Consider the following 17,482-nt stretch of genomic DNA (forward strand, 5'->3'; position numbering starts at 1 on the left):
GTCTGCGGCGAGCGCGCATCATGACTCGTCATCGGTTTGGGTTCCAACTGGAGAAAGCGGTCTTTGCTGCAGCAGCAGCGCGCTTTCGCGCTCCAGTGGAAAATGGCATCTGAAGCTGTGCTCCGTATTCTCCGGGTTTGTTGAGGGTTCGGGGAAGACGCGGCTGCAGATATCCTGCGCGTAGCGACAGCGGGTGTGGAACTCGCAGCCGAATGGCCGCCTCATCATGCTCGGGACCTCGCCCTTAAGCTCGATCCTGTTCAGCACACCATCCGGGTCAGGCTCAGGATTGGCCGCAAGCAGCGCCTGCATGTAGGGTTGACGTGCGTGATCAAAGATATGCTCAGTCGAGCCGACCTTAATGAAGCGGCCTAGATACATGATCGCCATGCGATCGGTCATATGGCGCACGACATTGAGATTGTGTGAGATGATCAGGATCGCCATGCCGAGTTCGTCCTGAAGCCGTGCGAGTAGGTTTAACACCTCGCCCTGCACCGAGACGTCGAGGCCTGCAGTCGGCTCATCGGCGATGACCAAATCGGGTTCGAACGCAAGGCTCGCGCATTCCCACACGCCTGGCCTGACCGCCGGAAAGCTGATGGGGATAGCGACGAACAAGATCAACCGGCAGGCCGGCCATACTTAGTAGGCGCGCCGCTTCGGCTCCGGCATCGCGGTTCTTTAATCGATGGTGCGAAAAGGCTCTGTCAGGAGCGATCCAACCATCAGCCTGGGCGAGAGTGATCCGACGGGGTCCTTGGAACACCATCGCATGCGCCGCCAGGAGGGCTTCCGTTCAGCCCCGCTGAGTTCCTCGATTTCCTGCCCGCCGAAGCTGACGCTGCCGCTCGCGCTCGCGGCCCGCTGCAAGCCCACCATCGTGCGCGCGATGGTAGATTTGCCTGAGCCGCTTTCACCGACAAGGGCAAGTGTCTCGCCCTTGTCGGACTTCAAAGAACACACCGCATACAGCGTCGATGAAAGGGGCTTTCGTCGCGGTCGCGAGCGCCTTCAGCGGACCCATAGTGCGGAAGCTGACGCGCAGGATGGCGCTGTCGGTGATCGAACGCGCTTTTTCCCAAGCCCATGCAGCGCGTGTCTACGGCGTGTCGGCCAAGATCGTGGCGCGCTGGGTCGAGCGCTACAAGGCCGAAGGGCGGGCAGGCATGATCGACCGTTCCTCGCGGCCCGCCCATATGCCACAGGCCACCGCTGCGTCGATCGCCGAGCGCATCGTTGCGTAGCGGCGGCAACGCTGGACCGGCAAGCACATCGCTCATGAGGTCGGCGTATCGCCCGCCACCGTCAGCCGCGTCCTCAAGCGTGCCGGACTGTGCGCTCGGCCTTGCCATGGTTGATTGCAGGCTCCATTTCCTTCCGCGCTTGGGATCTTTGTTGGCCATGAGGCCGGCTATCGCGACGCCAAACCTGGCGTAGTAGGCGACCCCGCCTTGAGAGGGGCGATGGCGCACGCTTAATCCAGAAGGCGCTACGCGAATCGGCGTATGCCATCGCCTATCCGACTTCAGGTCACCGCGCCGCAGAGTTGCCGGTCCGGGCTGCATGGCTGTATCAGTCGCCTCGCTCTAGCCTTGGACAACCTGTTGAAGCTAGATAGATAGATACCAGGAGCTGGTACGATGTGCGATTGGGATGTGCCGATCAGGTTCTCTCAGCGACCGACCACGGACGGACGCGCTGCACACATTTCTATCGGGGTTTCGAAAACACTGGCGCCCCTGTCGCAACAGTTCCTTCAATTAAATTTGCAGAATCTTTGCGACTGCAAGTCTTTGACAATGGTAGGTTCACCACAAGGACCGGCGTCAGGCATGGCTGAAATATCTTATGCTGATGAGCCCTCGGACCGTTTCACAGCCCGGCCTCGTTGGAGTCACCAGCCAATGGCACGAAGAGCGCTTATCCTGCTTGAAGGTTCTAGGAACAATGGTCCGCTTACGTGAAAGCGGCCCTCCATCACGGTCTTTATCCGATTACCTGTCGGCTGATCCAGCTCAGTACGTTATCTTGCGGCGGAAGGGTTTGAGGCAGTCCGTGTTGATATAAACAATCTCGCTGATCCGCGAATGTTCTCGGCTACGTGAGACCTATGACATCGCCGGAATTACGAGCGACTGGGACACGCTCTGTGCGACAGTTGGCAAACTCTCCCGGTTTTTCAGTCTGCCGGGACCGGACCCCACATCCATCGAACGATGTTGCGACAAATTCAGTCAACGTCAGCTTCTCGCGAAGCCGGCGTTCCAGTACCCGCTTATCGCTTGGTAGCGGATGCTTCGGACGTTGAAAGTGCTGCCGCCGAGATCGGCCTGCCGGTGATTGTTAAGCCAGTGGAAGGGAGCGTTAGCATCGGCGTCCGATTGTGTCGCAACTTTGACGAAGTGACCGAACATACGACCTCTCTGTTGGGCAGGAGTGATTTATTACCATCCTCGCCCCGGGTGTTAGTCGCAGAATTTGCACAAGGCCCCTACTATACTGCTGAAACAATGGGAAATGACGTTCTTGGGATGAGTACCGGTGAATTTGGCCCTCTACCGCATTTCGCATACCGTCAGTTCACCTTTCCCGCCCCGCTGACCGCTCACGAACAGGAGCGTATCGCGGACGTTTCGCTTAGCTGCTTGCGAGCTCTTGGCCTTGGCTGGGGGCCAGCGAATATTGAATTCTGGTGGACAACGTCTGGCTCAGTTGTCATTGAAGTCAATCCGCGTCTTGCTGGTGGGGGCACTCCTCAACTGGTTCAGCTAAGCTTACGGAGTCGATCTCGTCACCGAACACATCCACTTGGTTACAGGCGACGGTCGCGCTCGTCGAGGCTGCGTTCATCGGCGTTGTTGCAGCGCGTCCTTTCAGCCAAGCGTCCATTCTGATGGCAGGCTGCGCATGATGATTTTTTGAGGAGCATGCGATGCTAAATGCCCTACCAATCGCCCGCAGACTGGGAGTGCGTTGAGGTAACATTGCACGTCACCAAATTCCACGACCGGCTCATCCCAGCCTGTATGAAGGCCACGCGGATCTTGGCGGAGGCCAAGACCCGCGCATTTCAGTATGGCCTCTTTTCTGGTCCACAGCTCCAAGAACTTTCGCACAGTCAGCTCGCTCGGAATGTCTTCAAAAGCCCTTGCCTCTTGGTCGGTCATAACTTGGCAAGCCAACTGCCGGCAATTTGCCAGGGGGCGCCAAACCTCAATATCTATCCCAACGAAGCCTAAGGTTGATACGGCGACGGCCGACCAATCGTGACTATGAGCTTGGCTCACTTCAATATCGTGCGCCGGCAATCGGGGCTTGCCGAAGCGCGAAATGGTCATCTGGAGATCTCCCAGCGGAATACGCAAGTGCGCAGAAAGGATGATCCGAAAAGCGCACTTTGCCTGAAGATACGAAAGGCGCATATTCATGTGACGAATTTTCTCAGCCCGTTCCCGCTCAGTTGGGCTCAGAATTTCGCGCATATGCAACGTAGGGATCGTCAGCTGAGAATGCCGGAAAACCCAAACGTCGATGGTGCCCGTCTGCCTATTCGAATGCATGCATCAAAGCTGCTCCACAACCCGCTGTTGCCTGATCAGCACAAAACGGCTTTCTCGCTGTGGCCGTTCAGACCCTTCAGCTGCTTTAGGTGGCTCGGTTGCTGTCACTAGGAGACGCTTCTACATTGCCTATGGCTCGCGATGTGTAAAGATATATGAAGCCATTTTAACAATTGTGAAACAACATTATAGCTTTCGATCTTTCTCCTTAATAGAATTGACATACAAGCTCAACATAAATTCCAATTACGAGTTGGTATGTATTTCTTGATACAATAGGTTCACATAAATGGAATGATAATTCGCTAAAAATTCAGACCATCCCAAGAGAAGACGGGGTAGCGTTCTCCGCACAAATATGTGGCTGGAGAAAGCAATGGATCATGTTACCCGTCCGCTGTCGCATAGCCAGATGGGCCTTTGGATACACCATCAAAAACGACCGACCGGTAGCGAATACAATCTGCCAGTCGAGTTGCGCATAAAGGCGCCGTTCGACATTGATGCCTTGCGGCGCGCGCTCCAATCTTTGATTGACCGCCATCAAATGCTGCGGACGACCTTTCACCAGGAAGGCGAGCGGATCCATCAGCGTATTCATGAGACTGCCCTTCTGAGCTTTCATGTCGTTCGGCTACAAGATCTTGAAGAGGCGGACTTCCGTCACTCCATCGCAGCGGAAGCTCGCTCGCCTTTCGATCTGGAACATGGGCCATTGTTTCGCGCACACCTGTTCATGCGCAGTGCCACGGACGAGATTCTCCTCCTCAATTTCCATCACATCATTTCCGACGCCTACAGCATTCGCACCTTCCTGCACGAGTTCGGCAGGCTCTACCAGGCGTTTTGTGGCAAAACGGAAATACCGGTTCTGACCACGATGACCCCGTACGAGGACTTCGTAGCCTGGCAGGAGCGACTCCTTGCCGGCGACGACGGAGAGCGTATGTGGGCGTACTGGCGCAGCCAATTTGTCGATCATGAGCCCGACCTGGCCCTTCCGACCGACAAACCACGAACTGCGCCCGCGACGCACACTGGGTCAGTTTTCTCCCTGGACATCGACAAGCCCGTGGTCGCGCGCTTGGAACGACTGGCGCACCAGGAAAAAGTGACGCTGTCCACCGTCCTCCTTGCTGCCTATTATGTCCTGCTGCATCGTTATTGCGACCAGGACGACATCACCCTTTACGTGCCTCGCCTTGGCCGTCCGGCAGGAAGTTTTTCGGGCACCTTCGGCTACTTTGTGACCCTGGCGGCCCTGCGGCAAGATCTTTCCGGAAATCCCATTTTCCTCGACCATTTGCAGCGGGTGCGACATCTGATGCGCAGCGCGCGCAGCCACGAATATTTTCCTCTTCCACTGCTGCTGGAGAAGCTCAAGCTCCCCCCTACACCTGATCGCAATCCGCTCGCGCAAGCAGCTTTCAACTTCACTCCGGAGGCGGTGAGTTCTCTTGGCTTCACGCCATGCGACGTCGACCTCTCCGGCTTGCCTGCGCAAATCCAATTTTGTGAGACCGATACCTGGATCGATCTTGATTTTCGAATCCTGGCACGCAAGGAAAGTGTCCGCCTTGAGGTCGTGTATAAAGCGGATTTGTGGGATGCTAGCACTATAGAGCGGCTTGCGAAGCACTATCATTTTTTGCTTGAGGCGATCGCAGATAAGCCAGCGCGACGGATAGGCGACTATAGTCTTCTGAGGCCAGGGGAGGAGCACCAGCTCCTGCATGATTTTAACGACACAGCCGCATGTTTTTCGTCCGACACTTGCCTGCACAACCTGATCGAAGCGCAGGCTGCCGCTTACCCGGACAATATCGCTGTCAGCTGCCCATGGGAGGCACTCAGCTATGCCGTACTTGAGCAAAGGGCAAACAAGCTTTCCCGTCATCTGATTTCAAAAGGAGTCCGTCTTGGAGACGTGGTCGGCATTCTCGTTGAGCGTTCGTGCGACCTCATTGTCGGGTTTCTCGCTGTCCTGAAGGCCGGGGCCGTCTATCTTCCTCTCGATCCGCGACTGCCACCCCAGCGTCTACGCTTCATGTTGCGGGATGCTGGTGCCACTGCCCTCATCAGCAAGTCGGAGCTCAGAGAACAGACGTTTGGGGATGCCCTATCCGGGCGAAGCATTGAAGGTGCGAATGAATGCGCAGTGGTTCTCCTCGACGAAGACCACACCGAAATTGCTCGGCATGAAGTCACGCCTCCGCACTGCCCCGCCGGCTCCCTCGACTTGGCTTATGTGATCTATACGTCCGGCTCCACAGGTCAGCCGAAAGGCGTGATGATCGAACATCGCAGCGCCTGCAACATGGCGGAGGACCTAAGACGCACTTATCAGTCGGGCCCGGATAGCCGAGTATTGCAGTTCGCTTCCTGCGGATTTGATGCATCGCTATTCGATTTTATGCTGGCTTTGTCCTCGGGTGGTCGATTGTGCCTTGCGCCCCCATCAGCATCGCTGCCCGGAGCAGAGCTGGTCGAGTTCATGCGCCGTGAGCGCATCACCGTTGCCGGTCTTACACCGACAGCTTGGACATCCTTGCCGTCGACTGATCTTTCTGATCTCATCGTGATCAAGTCGGGTGGAGAGCCCTTACCGTCGAGCCTCATTGATCGTTGGGGCGAAAACCGCCGCATCTTCAATTCCTATGGGCCGACTGAAACGACCGTCTATTGCGTAAGAACTGAGGTGAGTGCCGACGGGCGAAAGCCGCCTATCGGGCGCCCCGCCATCAATAGCAAGGCATACATCCTTGATCGCTATGGCAATCCGGCACCGCTTGGGGCAATCGGCGAGCTCTATATCGGGGGCGTCGGCCTAGCTCGCGGTTACATCAGTAACGATGATCTCACGCGCGAGCTTTTTCGGCCAAACCCGTTCGATAATGATCCGCAATCCAGGCTCTACAGAACTGGTGATCTGGCCCGGTATCGGTCAGATGGCACGATTGAGTTCCTGGGCCGAAAGGACGGACAGGTCAAAATCCGCGGCATGCGGGTTGAACTTGCCGAAATCGAGCAGTGTCTGATGAAGCACGAAAACGTCAAAGCATGCTGCGTCACGCTGACAGATCGTCTCGGCGAAAATGCGAGCCTGACAGCTTATGTGGTGAGGCGACCGGAAAGTTCGGAGGATGTCGATGAACTTCAGACTTTCCTGCGCGGCGCGTTGCCTGGCTACATGGTGCCCTCGCAGTTCGTGTTCCTCCCGCAGCTACCAACCAATCGTAGCGGCAAGATCGATCGACGCGCGCTTCCCGAGCCGAGAAACGCCCCGAAATTAAAGGCAGCAACTTTGCCGACCGGTGGGTTTCAGGCGGAACTGGCTGAGATATGGAAGGACGTGCTGAACCTGGATTCCGTCGGTGGTGAAGACAGTTTCTTTGATGTTGGCGGACATTCCCTGGCTGTTGTCCAAGTTCAGGCGCGTATCCAAGATCGTCTGGGCATTGATTGCAAGATTCTGGATCTTTTCGAGCACCCCACAATAAGAACGCTCGCTGCGCATTTGGCCGCAACTCAAGCTGCTCCTCACTCCGCTGGAGGTTTAAAGACCACAATTGGTTCGGCCGGAAGCGGCAACGAACCCAAACAGGACCGCGATGCTGTTGCAATCATAGGTATGGCGGGCAGGTTCCCGGGAGCGGAAAACGTCGACCAATTCTGGAACAATCTGGTCGATGCCATTGAGTCCATCACAGACTTGGATGAACAGACATTGCGAGACGCTGACGTTGCTCCTGACACGTTTGGCAAGCCTAATTATGTGAGGCGCGAAGCCGTTATCAGCGGCGTTGATCTGTTTGACGCAGCGTTCTTCGGCATCTCGCCTAAGGAAGCAGCGTGGATGGACCCGCAACAGCGGATCCTGCTGGAAACGGCGTATCAGGCGCTCGACCATGCGGGATACGGATCGCGCGAGCCATCCGAGGCCAAAGTCGGTGTTTTTGCTGGCGTAGGGGCGAACCACTATCTCGCTGAGCGGGAAGCAGGCAGGGACCTGCTGGATTCAGAGAAATTGCAGATCCGCATTCTTAATGGCCACGATTTCACGGCGACGCGCATTGCCTACAAGCTCAATTTGACCGGCCCCTGCGTGTCAGTTCAGACGGCCTGTTCCACTTCGCTGGTTGCTGTCCACCTCGCTTGCCAGAGCCTTCGCAGCAATGAGTGCGATATGGCGCTGGCAGGCGGTGCATCGATTTCCCTGCCGCATGGAAAAGGCTATCTCCATCAACAAGGCCATATCTTGTCCCCTGACGGCCACTGCCGTGCGTTCGATGCGAAAGCACAAGGAACGGTGAGAGGCAGCGGAGCAGCGACGGTTGTTCTCAAGCGGCTGAGCGATGCCCGTAGAGACGGCGACTATGTCTGGGCAGTCATAAAGGGAACCGCCATCAACAATGATGGCGCGGCCAAGGTAGGGTTCACCGCCCCCAGTGCTGAAGGACAGGCAGCGGTAATCCAAGCTGCCCTCTCCGATGCTGAGGCCTCTGCGGACACCATTGGTTACGTGGAGGCGCATGGTACGGGAACTTACCTTGGCGACCCCATCGAAATCTCTGGCCTGACCAAGGCTTTCCGTTCCCACACAGCGAGGAAACAATTCTGCGCAATAGGTTCGGTCAAAACAAATATCGGCCATCTCGACGCAGCAGCGGGTGTAACGGGAATGATCAAGCTCGCCACGATGCTGAACAAGGGCGTCATTCCCTCCAGCCTGCATTTTGATAAGCCCAACCCAAATATCGACTTCAAAGAGAGCCCGGTGTTCGTAGCCAAGACCTGCACCGCTTGGCCTAAGAGCGGCGGGCCAAGGCGCGGTGCGGTCAGCTCATATGGCATCGGTGGCACGAATGCGCACGCGATTCTCGAGGAGACTCCGCCGCGAACCCATCAACAAGGCGGCCGCAGGCTGCACGTGTTTCCAGTATCGGGGGCGAGCAGGTCGGCACTGACCGAAGTGCTTCGGCAACTGGCCGGCTTTATGCGCCGAAGCGAGGTTCAGCACAGCGCAGCAAATGTCGCATACACCCTGCAGAAGGGGCGAGCCGCTCTCAGATATCGCACAAGTATCGTCGGATCCGGTCTGGTGGAACTAGCCGACCAATTCGATCAGGCGGCACTGCATGCGGGCGCATCGGGGGAAGCGTCAAGCAGTGAACCCCGCATCGTTTTCATGTTCTCCGGCCAGGGCGGGCAGCAGATTGGAATGGGTCGGGAGCTCTATGAAGAAGAGCCGGTATTCCGCAACGCCATCGACGAATGCGCAAACTGGCTTAATGAGCTCGCACATATTGATTTCCGCCCCCTGCTCTACTGCGAAGGCAAATCTGATGGCGAGCTTGAGCCTCAGCTGGAAGCCGTCATACAGCCTGTCATCTTTGCTACGCAATATGCAATGACGAAGCTCTTCCTGTCGTGGGGCATTTTCCCTGCAGCTGTGATCGGCCACAGCATCGGCGAATATGCAGCCGCTCATTTTGCGGGCATCATCTCGTTACGTGATGCCATTCGACTGACGCTGATAAGAGGACAGTTAACGTCGCGTGTGCCTGCCGGCGGCATCGTTGCAGTCAGCCTGTCGCCGGAAGAGCTCCAGCCCTATTGGAACGAACGCCTTTCATTGGCGGCCATAAACGGTCCACGTCTGTGCGTCGTTTCGGGGGCCGCATCCGAGATCGAAGAGTTTCATGAGCGATTGCAGGCGAAATCTATCGCGAGCAAACGGATACGTGGAAGTCATGCCGTGCATTCATCCCTGCTCGATCCAATCCTGCCGGAGTTTAGGATTCATACCGAACAAGTCGAGCTGCACGCACCGGAAGTACCGTTCATGTCAACTGTGCTCGGTGACTGGCTTGAGGCGGACGTGCGGCTCGATGGCAGCTATTGGGTCCGCAACCTGCGAGAGACGGTGCAATTCCATCAGACCTTCGATCGGCTAGTGCAATCGGGCCACGAATTGTTCATTGAGATGGGGCCTGGCGCAGCCCTGACGGGACATTCCAAGCGGTCCAAGTCAAAGATCAACCTGCGCAGCCCCATCGCCTTTGCGGCCTTGCCAGGAGGCGATCATGGGCAAGGTGATCGCCTGAGACTGTTACAGACATTGGGCAAGCTTTGGACCTGCGGCGTTCGCATAGATTGGTCTGGCCTGCACGATCATAAGCCCCCGCAGCGTACCCCCCTCCCGCCTTATCCTTTTGATCGCAAGCGTTACTGGCTCGATGCAGTCGTCACCAAGGAGCAGGAACAAAATGCCGATTTGAAGCAGCCTGATATTGCAGCCACATCCGTCGATCCCCCGACTGGGAACGAAGGGGTGCGCAGTCCGACTGTAGTTGAGATGTCTGCTGAGGCAGCTTTGGACCGCCAAATTGCGGCGGTCTACCGGGACATTTTGGGCTTGGAAGACGTTGCCGCGACCGACAGCTTCTTTGATCTTGGTGGCGATTCGTTGAGTGCCTTAAGCGTGATCGATCGCATCGAGCAGCTAACGGGAGAGAGATTGGCTGTCTCCCTGTTGCTGGAACATCAGACACCAAGCGGGCTCGCGATAGCCCTCTCGAAGATCCGTGGAAGCGTGCGTCCGAACGCATTGGTGCCGATACAAACCGGTGGTTCACGGACACCTCTGTTTTGCCCCCACCCTTTTGGGGGACATGTACTCCTATATACGCCTCTTGCTAAGGCATTGGGTGCAGACCAGCCGCTCTTCGGATTACAGGCGCGAGGCCTGAATGGTGAGGCAAAACCTCACCTGAGCATTGCCGAGATGGCAGGGGAATATATTGAGGCCATCAAGAGCGTACAACCACGCGGCCCTTATCAACTCGTTGGCTTGTCCATGGGCGGTAGCATTGCTTGGGAAATGGGCTGCCAATTGCGCGATGCTGGTGACGAGGTAGCAATAGTTGGACTGCTCGATGCCAAAGCGCTTCACAAGGATGAAGAGCACACAAGCAGCCGGTACCATCGCTTGCTCGGCAACCGCCGTATTCCTGACTGGCTTAGCGAGCAAGCGGTCACATTGAGTGTCCTTTTTCCAGCGCTGAAGAAACATTGGCGAAAGTTAGATTCCATCAAGCGTGAATGCCAGGTCACGGCATTGCTGGATTTCGGAAAGCAAGCAGGTAACGTACCCGACATGGGCGAAACGCAGTTCAATAATATCCTTGCAGTTGCCGAGGCAAATAAAATTGCGCTGCGTGAATATACGCCTCGCGTCAACGACAGCAGGTCCGTTCTTTTTGCAGCCAGGAAGGGGCTGCGCACATCCACGAATGAACCTGATGGCGATCTTGGGTGGAAGCAATTCGCGCGGGCGCGCCTGGAAATTCACGAAGTGCCAGGTGACCATTACACCATGGTCGCTCCGCCCCATGTACGCGTCCTAGCAATGAAGCTCAAAGATTATCTCAATCGAAACGACTAAGCGACGGTACCAGCAGCGGATCGCATAAGCGGGACAAGGGCCGGTGACCATACCGTTGCAACAAATCCTTGAAGTAACTTTGCAGAATCTTTGCGACCGCGGATCGCTGACAATGGTATGTTCACCACAAGGTCTGAGATCAGGCAAGGCTGAAAAAGCTTTCCCCGATGTACGCGAAGGACCGCCGCACAGCACGCAACGTCCGAGACAACGGCCAATGGCAAGAAGAGCGCTCATCCTGCTTGAAGGTTCAAGATATAATGGTCCGCTATACGTCCAAGCAGCTCTGCAACTTGGTCTTCATCCAATTGTCCTGTCGGCTGACTCAGCTCGGTACGACTATCTTGGGGCCGAAGGAATTGAGGCAATCCGGGTCGATACGGCCGATCTCGATGCGCTGATCCGCGAATGCTCCCGGCTGCATGCAACCTATGACATTGCTGGCATTACGTCCGTCGGAGACTCGTTCTATGCGACAGTTGGCAAGCTCTGCCGCCATTTCGATCTGCCGGGACCGAACCCCACATCCATCGAACAATGCTGCGACAAAGTCAAGCAACGTCACCTACTCTCAGAGGCCGGCGTTCCAATACCTGCTTATCGCTTGGCAGCGGACGCTACGGAGGTGGAAAGCTTTGCCGCGGAGATCGGCCTGCCGGTGATTCTTAAACCAGCAGTTGGTGCCGGCAGCAGAGGTGTCCGACTGTGCCGCAGCTTCGATGAGTTAGCCGAACATACGACCTATCTTTTGGGCGGGGAGCACATATGGCAGTCCCCGCCGAGGATACTGGTCGAAGAATTCGCACAAGGCCCTTATTATAGCGCCGAAATAATGGGTAATGAGATCATTGGGATTCAGGCCGCTGAGTTCGGCTGCCCACCGCATTTCGTCTTTCGGGAGTGCACCTTGCCGGCCGCGCTGACTGATGAAGAGTATGGGCGTATCGCCGATGTTTCGCTGAGCTGTTTGCGCGCTCTCGGCCTCGGCTGGGGGCCAACGGGCATCGAATTCCGGTGGACGAAGCGTGGCCCAGTCGTCATTGAAGTCAATCCGCGGCTTCATGGTACGCCCACTCCCCAACTGACTCAGCTGGCTTACGGCATCGATCTCGTCACCGAGCACATCAAGCTTGTCATCGGCGACGAATGGGATTTGCACAGAAGGCATTCGCAGACTGCGGCCGCGAGGTTCCTCGTTCCTGATCGTGATGGCACCCTTGATTGGATCGGAGGCGACAGTCAGGCAGTTGCCATACCCGGTGTAGCCGAAGTCAAATTCTATATTGAAGCCAACACGCCAATCGTCAGGAAAGGCGATCTCCGAGACTGGATCGGGTATGTCATCGCCGCTTCCCCCAGCCGCGCTCAGACAGAGGCGATACTTCAGCGTGCCGTCGACTTAATCGATTGGGCGATCACACCATTTTCGACACTTGGCGAACAGGAGTGGCCTGCGGCCCCTTAAGACTTAAGCACTTGTCCCCGGCGCACCCTGTTGCGGGGCACCACCGGCCAGTCCATCCCACCGTGAGCTTGAAACGCTCCCAGCAATCCGTCGCACGCTGCCCGAGCAGACAGCGCGAAGTCCCTGGCGATCAAACCCTGACATTCAGGAGACAATTAATATCATGAAGCGCATAGCAGTCGGACGCCTGTTTCATGAATCGCACGGATATGCGCCTGCGACAGCCGCGGCAGATATCACGGTCATTCGCGGCGAGACTTTGATCGAGGCGGCCAAGGGAAATGGCACCACGCTAGGCGGGATTGTCGACGCCTTGATCGAACGCGCTGATATTGAAATCCTTCCCGTTTCAGATTCGATAATCGCCCCGAGCGGCGCCATCGATCACGGTTTTTACATTGAGCAACGCCAGTTTTGGGGCGAAGAACTCAAGAAGCTCGCGCCGGATGCGATTGTCCTGGACCTGCATGGGTCGATGTCCACGACTGAGTTCGAAGATGCGGAAGGTGATTTCCTCTCCTACATTCGCGGTGCCATCGGCAGAAACGCAGTCATCGGAGTAGGTCTCGACCTTCATGCCAATATCACGCCGAAGATGTTGAAGGCAGCCGACATCTGCATCGCCTGCAAGAACAATCCCCATGACGATTACTACGACAATGGCAAGAAGGTCGTCAGATTGGTTTTCGATGTCCTGGGAGGCCATCTGCGCCCGGTCTATACCTTCGCGAAAACCCGGATGATTGCCCCAGGCAGGCTTGAAACTCATCTCAGCCCACTTAAGGAAATGCACGCACGAGCCCGTGCGCTCGAGAAGTCAGAAGCGCCAGTGGTGGACCTTAGCATCTACAACGCCTATCGCTTTGCGGATCTAACGGACATGGGTCAGGCCGCTGTGATCCTCAGCAACGGGCCATATGCGCAAGCCAAGGCGATCGTGGAGGATTACGCCCAGGAGTTCTGGGATCTGCGCGAGCTCTTCAAGGATGAAACCGTCACGATCGCAGAGGCCCTAGATAGCACTGCGAAGGACAAGAGCGGCATCACCAAGGCGCTTGCCGATCTTGGTGACCGGACGCTGGCCGGCGCGCCGGGCGACAGCACCTTGATCCTGCAGGCCGCGCTGAAGCATCCTGTGAAGCTCCAGGGCGCGATGACGGTCAATGATCCGGAGACCGTCGCTCAGGCACATGCCGCCGGAGTTGGCGCGAAAATCAAGATGCATCTCGGCGGCAGGGTGACCCCGCTTTATCTGCCCTTCGAGGTCGAAGGCGTGGTCAAGCTGCTCAACAATAAGGATATCAAACTCATTGGACCCAGTTTTGCCAACGAATCCGCTGCCATGGGAAAGACGGCCCTTATCGAGATTGACAATCGTTTCCTTGTGATTGTCACTTCAAAGCCAGGGTTCATCGTTGATCGGGCCATTTTCGAATCCCACGGCGTCAATATCAGGGAGCAGGACTTTATCGTGATGAAGTCGCAGTTCCACTTCAGTCGCAATTTCGAGGGCGTTTCAGCGACTATCTATGTTGCAAGCGCGGGCCTCTCCTATTTCTTCCCAGGTGCTTTCCCCAAAAAGCGCGCACGGGTCTGGCCGGACACCAATGTGGACGACGCGCCCATTGTCGCGGCTCAAGTAGTGGAGCGTTCAGCCGTATAAGGCATTACCGCGAGACCAGGCCCGCTGGACTCGCAGTTACTGTCGACAACGTGGCGATAGCAGACAAGATCGTCGAAATCGCTCGATCCTCTCATCAGACTCCTGTCGTCGATCGCGTATTTGAGATGGCCGTGCGGGCTTTCGATAAACCATTCTCATGCGCGAAGCCGCAATTTTTGTGCGAACGGTGGCCGCACCGTTCGTCGTAGCGGCGCGTCAGCTCCTTCCCAGCGTCCTTGTCCAGATTGTGGAATGCCGCCGAGAGGTTGTTTTTGCGATACTTGCGGTACCCATCCGGTGAAGACCGCAGACGTGTATCCGGCAGCCATGAGGACCTGAGCACCGCGGTGCTGGCGTCAAGTTTTTGATGGGGAGACGCGATGATATTCTTCGAGGAGGAGTTCGACCTCCTCGATGCCTTCATCGGTGAAGGCCAAGATCCCGTCGTCGTCGTTGGCGCCGTAGACCCAGATTGACGCCGTCCTCGGGCTCGAGACCGAGGGTCAGTTCCTGGATGAGCGCTTCGCTGACGCCGAGGTCCCTGGCGACACGTTCGACGGTGTAGACGTGATGCACCTTATTGCGCTGCATGATCAGGCCGCCGCTGATTGGGTCCACAGTTGTGCGGATCTCCAATTCCACGGCAGCAAATCATCGATCCGATGGGCCGGATAGGCGGGCAGGCGGGCGAGGACGTCGGCGAGCCAGGCCTGCGGGTCGATATCGTTCATCTTGGCGCTGACGATCAGGCTGTAGAGAACGGCAGCGCGCTGGTCCGCCGCGATCGGAACCGCAGAACAGCCAGGACTTTCTGCCGAGAGCGATGCCGCGCAGGGCTCGCTCGGCTGCATTGTTGGATAGGCAGATCCGCCCATCGTCGAGGAACCGGGTGAAGGATGACCAGCGGGCAGCATGTAGTTGAAGGCCTTGGTCAGATCATGTCCGCGCGAGAGCTTGTCGCGCGTCTCGATCATCCAGGTCTCGAGCTCCGCGACCAGCGGCAGGCTCCGCTCCTGGCGCACGGCGTGGCGTTGGGCCGGCGACAGGCCGTTGATCTCGCGCTCGATATCGAACAGGGCATCGATGCGCTTCACGCCTTCAACCGCGCGGATAGACCAGGTTGGGCTTCTCGCCGTGCGCCTTCTTGCGCGCCGCCGCTTCGATATCGGCCAACTCGAACACTTTGCGCCGGCTGTGGGCCCAGCAGCTGGCTTCCAGAATAGGCGCCGGCTGACGGCCCGTCGCATAGAGATCGCCATAACCACCAAAGGCATCGGCCTGCAGAATGCCGCTCCAGCCGGCAAGATGCGCCGCGGGATGTTCGCCTCGGCGATCGCGCGAATAATAGAACACCGCCGCCGGCGGATCGACACCGCCGAACGGTCGGTGATCACGCACATAGGTCCATAATCGGCCGGTATCGGTCTTGCCCTTGGCCAGGACCGGCACCGTCGTGTCGTCGCCGTGCAGACGTGAAGCGGCCAGCACATGGGCTTCGAGCCGCTTGAACAGCGGCATCAGCGCCGCGACGCCGGCGCCGACCTGGTCGGCAAGCGTCGACAGGCTGAGCGGCACGCCTTCGCGGGCATAGCGTTCAGCCTGGCGGTTGAGCGGCTGATGCTGGCCGAACTTCTCGAACAGGATCATCGCCAGCAGGCCGGGACCGGCCCAGCCCCGTGGGGTGGCGTGGAACGGCGCCGGAGCCTGGCTGATCGCCTCGCAGTCGCGGCAGGTGAACTTCTCCCGCACGTGCTGGATCACCTTCCATTGCCGCGGCACCACCTCCAGCGTCTCGGTGATATCCTCACCCAGCTTGCGCAGCCGATGACCGCCGCAGCAGTGGCAAGCGGTCGGCGCCGGCTCGACCACGCGTTCGCGCGGCAGGTGCTCGGGAAATGGCTGGCGCGTCGGTCGCTTGCGCACATAAGGCGCCACCTCGGTGGTCCGGGCCGCTGCCTGTTCGGCGGCGATCTCGTCTTCCGTTGCCGTGCTCTCGAGTTCCTCGAAGGTGAGTTCCATCTGGTCGTGCAGGCGGGCGGCACGTTCAGAACTTTGACCATGCAGCGCCCGCTGCAGCTTGCGGATCGTCAGATCCTGATGTGCGATCAGCGCCGCATCATCCGATGCCTTGGCCCTGGCGACCGCCAGTTCGGCCTCGACCAGCGCAGCGCGCGCGGCCTCGTCTTTGGCTCTGGCCAGCGCCGCGGTCAGCGCTGCTCTCAGCGCGCCAATATCGTCCGGAACAGCATCCTGGGCGGTGGCAACCATGCCCTGGAGTGAATCATAAAACGCGTCCGCTGACTCGCGGAAAATGGCGCAAACTCAAAGAAAAACTCAGCCCGCGCGCTGCGGTCGGAACGTGTGACGCGGGTTGCGCCAATCGATCCCGTCGAGCATGTAGGCGAGCTGCGCCGGTGATATGGAAACCGTGCCGTCCGCCGGCGACGGCCATAGAAACCGGCCCTTCTCGAGCCGTTTTGCATATAGCGACATGCCGAGCCCATCATGCCAGATAATCTTGACCAGGTTGCCGCTGCGGCCGCGGAAGACATAAAGATCGCCGGCATGCGGATCCCGGCCCAACGTCTCCTGAACCTGCAGAGCGAGGCCTTGCATTCCGCGGCGCATATCGGTCCGGCCGACCGCCAACCAGATCCGCACCTGGCTCGGAACCGGGATCATGAAACGCCCAGCGCCTTCACCATCGCCGCCGCCAGTGTCGGCGGCGTGGTCAGCGGTATCCGCAGCCGCACCTTGCCGGCGATCTCCAGCTCGATCACCGCTGGTGGCGCCGCCGGCACCGAAGCGGCGAAAGGCTTATCGGGAACCACGACAACTTCGGCAAAGCCTGTCTCGCGGGCTCTCACCGTGCGGCGCCACTTATAGATCAGGCTGGTTGCGACATCATACTGACGCGCTACCGCCGCCACTGTGGCCCCGGGCGCGAATGCCGCGGCCAGGATCCGGCACTGATCCTCTTCACGCCAACGACGACGACGCTCCGGTCCGGTCAATAACGTCACATGGCTCATGCTGCGCTGCTAACTACGCTCGAAAGGACGACCTTAAGAGCGCAGCTTCGCTACCGGGCCATGCTCCCGCAAGGCGGCCCTCGCCGGAGGCGTACTACTTGCGGGGAGCCTTTGACGTAGTTGGTGACGATCAAGCGGACATCGAGGCATTGAGGTTGCCCCGATGCGGGCGCGGACGGCGCGTTGCAGCTTCAAGGCTTTCGCCTTGTATCGGGCAAACGGAAGAGCGCTGCACCCGGCGACAGTTGGAGGCCCGCCGGTCCGTGGAAATGGCTAGCGATGTGGCTCAGAGTCGCCGTACGATCCCTGACC

The 17,482-nt window shown here is 58.0% G+C and carries 9 protein-coding genes and 5 pseudogenes; 7 read left to right on the plus strand and 7 right to left on the minus strand.

Features of this window, described 5'->3' with window-relative positions:
* Window positions 1-18: 18 nt before the first annotated feature.
* Both NKK50_RS26755 and NKK50_RS26760 read right to left on the minus strand, forming a co-directional pair.
* Entirely contained in the window at window positions 19-627 is a 609-nt protein-coding gene (locus NKK50_RS26755) for an oligopeptide/dipeptide ABC transporter ATP-binding protein (RefSeq protein ID WP_352544130.1), read from the minus strand.
* Between the two features lie 57 nt (window positions 628-684).
* On the minus strand, window positions 685-957 hold the full coding sequence (locus tag NKK50_RS26760; RefSeq protein ID WP_352544131.1) for an ATP-binding cassette domain-containing protein: 273 nt from the start codon (window positions 955-957) through the stop codon (window positions 685-687).
* A gap of 92 nt (window positions 958-1,049) precedes the next feature.
* On the opposite strand from NKK50_RS26760, the pseudogene NKK50_RS26765 reads away from it, so the two are divergent.
* Window positions 1,050-1,337, plus strand: a pseudogene (locus tag NKK50_RS26765) (helix-turn-helix domain-containing protein); the annotation flags it as partial.
* Between the two features lie 570 nt (window positions 1,338-1,907).
* A pseudogene (locus tag NKK50_RS26775) lies at window positions 1,908-2,826 on the plus strand (ATP-grasp domain-containing protein); the annotation flags it as partial.
* A gap of 50 nt (window positions 2,827-2,876) precedes the next feature.
* Here NKK50_RS26775 and NKK50_RS26780 read toward each other — a convergent pair.
* A complete protein-coding gene (locus NKK50_RS26780) occupies window positions 2,877-3,563 on the minus strand; it encodes a 4'-phosphopantetheinyl transferase family protein (protein WP_352544132.1) in 687 nt (228 codons plus the stop codon).
* Between the two features lie 376 nt (window positions 3,564-3,939).
* Between NKK50_RS26780 and NKK50_RS31400 the strand changes: the two are divergent.
* The 5 genes and pseudogenes from NKK50_RS31400 to NKK50_RS26795 all read left to right on the plus strand — a co-directional run.
* A pseudogene (locus NKK50_RS31400) lies at window positions 3,940-7,071 on the plus strand (non-ribosomal peptide synthetase); the annotation flags it as partial.
* Between the two features lie 9 nt (window positions 7,072-7,080).
* Window positions 7,081-7,911, plus strand: a pseudogene (locus NKK50_RS31405) (beta-ketoacyl synthase N-terminal-like domain-containing protein); the annotation flags it as partial.
* Window positions 7,912-7,953: 42 nt separating this feature from the next.
* The gene (locus tag NKK50_RS31410; RefSeq protein ID WP_502902428.1) at window positions 7,954-11,010 is read left to right on the plus strand and encodes a type I polyketide synthase; all 3,057 of its coding nucleotides are present in this window, start codon (window positions 7,954-7,956) and stop codon (window positions 11,008-11,010) included.
* A gap of 217 nt (window positions 11,011-11,227) precedes the next feature.
* Entirely contained in the window at window positions 11,228-12,475 is a 1,248-nt protein-coding gene (locus tag NKK50_RS26790) for an ATP-grasp domain-containing protein (protein ID WP_352544142.1), read from the plus strand.
* A gap of 163 nt (window positions 12,476-12,638) precedes the next feature.
* Window positions 12,639-14,138: a M81 family metallopeptidase gene (locus NKK50_RS26795; protein ID WP_352544134.1), complete on the plus strand. Its 1,500-nt coding sequence runs from the start codon at window positions 12,639-12,641 to the stop codon at window positions 14,136-14,138.
* Between the two features lie 420 nt (window positions 14,139-14,558).
* Here NKK50_RS26795 and NKK50_RS26800 read toward each other — a convergent pair whose 3' ends face one another.
* The 4 genes and pseudogenes from NKK50_RS26800 to tnpA form a co-directional block, all read right to left on the minus strand.
* Window positions 14,559-14,756 carry a hypothetical protein gene (locus NKK50_RS26800; protein WP_352544135.1) on the minus strand — a complete coding sequence of 66 codons (198 nt, stop codon included), beginning with the start codon at window positions 14,754-14,756 and terminating at the stop codon, window positions 14,559-14,561.
* Window positions 14,732-16,406, minus strand: a pseudogene (tnpC, locus tag NKK50_RS26805) (IS66 family transposase). Before tnpC ends, NKK50_RS26800 begins: the two are co-directional and overlap by 25 nt.
* Before the next feature lie 66 nt (window positions 16,407-16,472).
* Window positions 16,473-16,787 (minus strand): IS66 family insertion sequence element accessory protein TnpB, encoded by a 315-nt coding sequence (gene tnpB / locus NKK50_RS26810; RefSeq protein ID WP_352544136.1) that lies wholly within the window; start codon window positions 16,785-16,787, stop codon window positions 16,473-16,475.
* Window positions 16,788-16,816: 29 nt separating this feature from the next.
* Entirely contained in the window at window positions 16,817-17,170 is a 354-nt protein-coding gene (gene tnpA, locus NKK50_RS26815) for an IS66-like element accessory protein TnpA (protein ID WP_352544137.1), read from the minus strand.
* Between the last annotated feature and the right edge of the window lie 312 nt (window positions 17,171-17,482).

Source organism: Mesorhizobium sp. M0001, from assembly GCF_040324255.1.
Classification (GTDB): domain Bacteria; phylum Pseudomonadota; class Alphaproteobacteria; order Rhizobiales; family Rhizobiaceae; genus Mesorhizobium.

Coding starts and splice junctions, on each gene's coding strand:
- NKK50_RS26780 (WP_352544132.1), bottom strand. CDS start 3,563: ATGCATTCGAATAGGCAGACGGGCACCATCGACGTTTGGGTTTTCCGG.
- tnpA (WP_352544137.1), bottom strand. CDS start 17,170: ATGAGCCATGTGACGTTATTGACCGGACCGGAGCGTCGTCGTCGTTGG.
- NKK50_RS26795 (WP_352544134.1), top strand. CDS start 12,639: ATGAAGCGCATAGCAGTCGGACGCCTGTTTCATGAATCGCACGGATAT.
- NKK50_RS26790 (WP_352544142.1), top strand. CDS start 11,228: ATGGCAAGAAGAGCGCTCATCCTGCTTGAAGGTTCAAGATATAATGGT.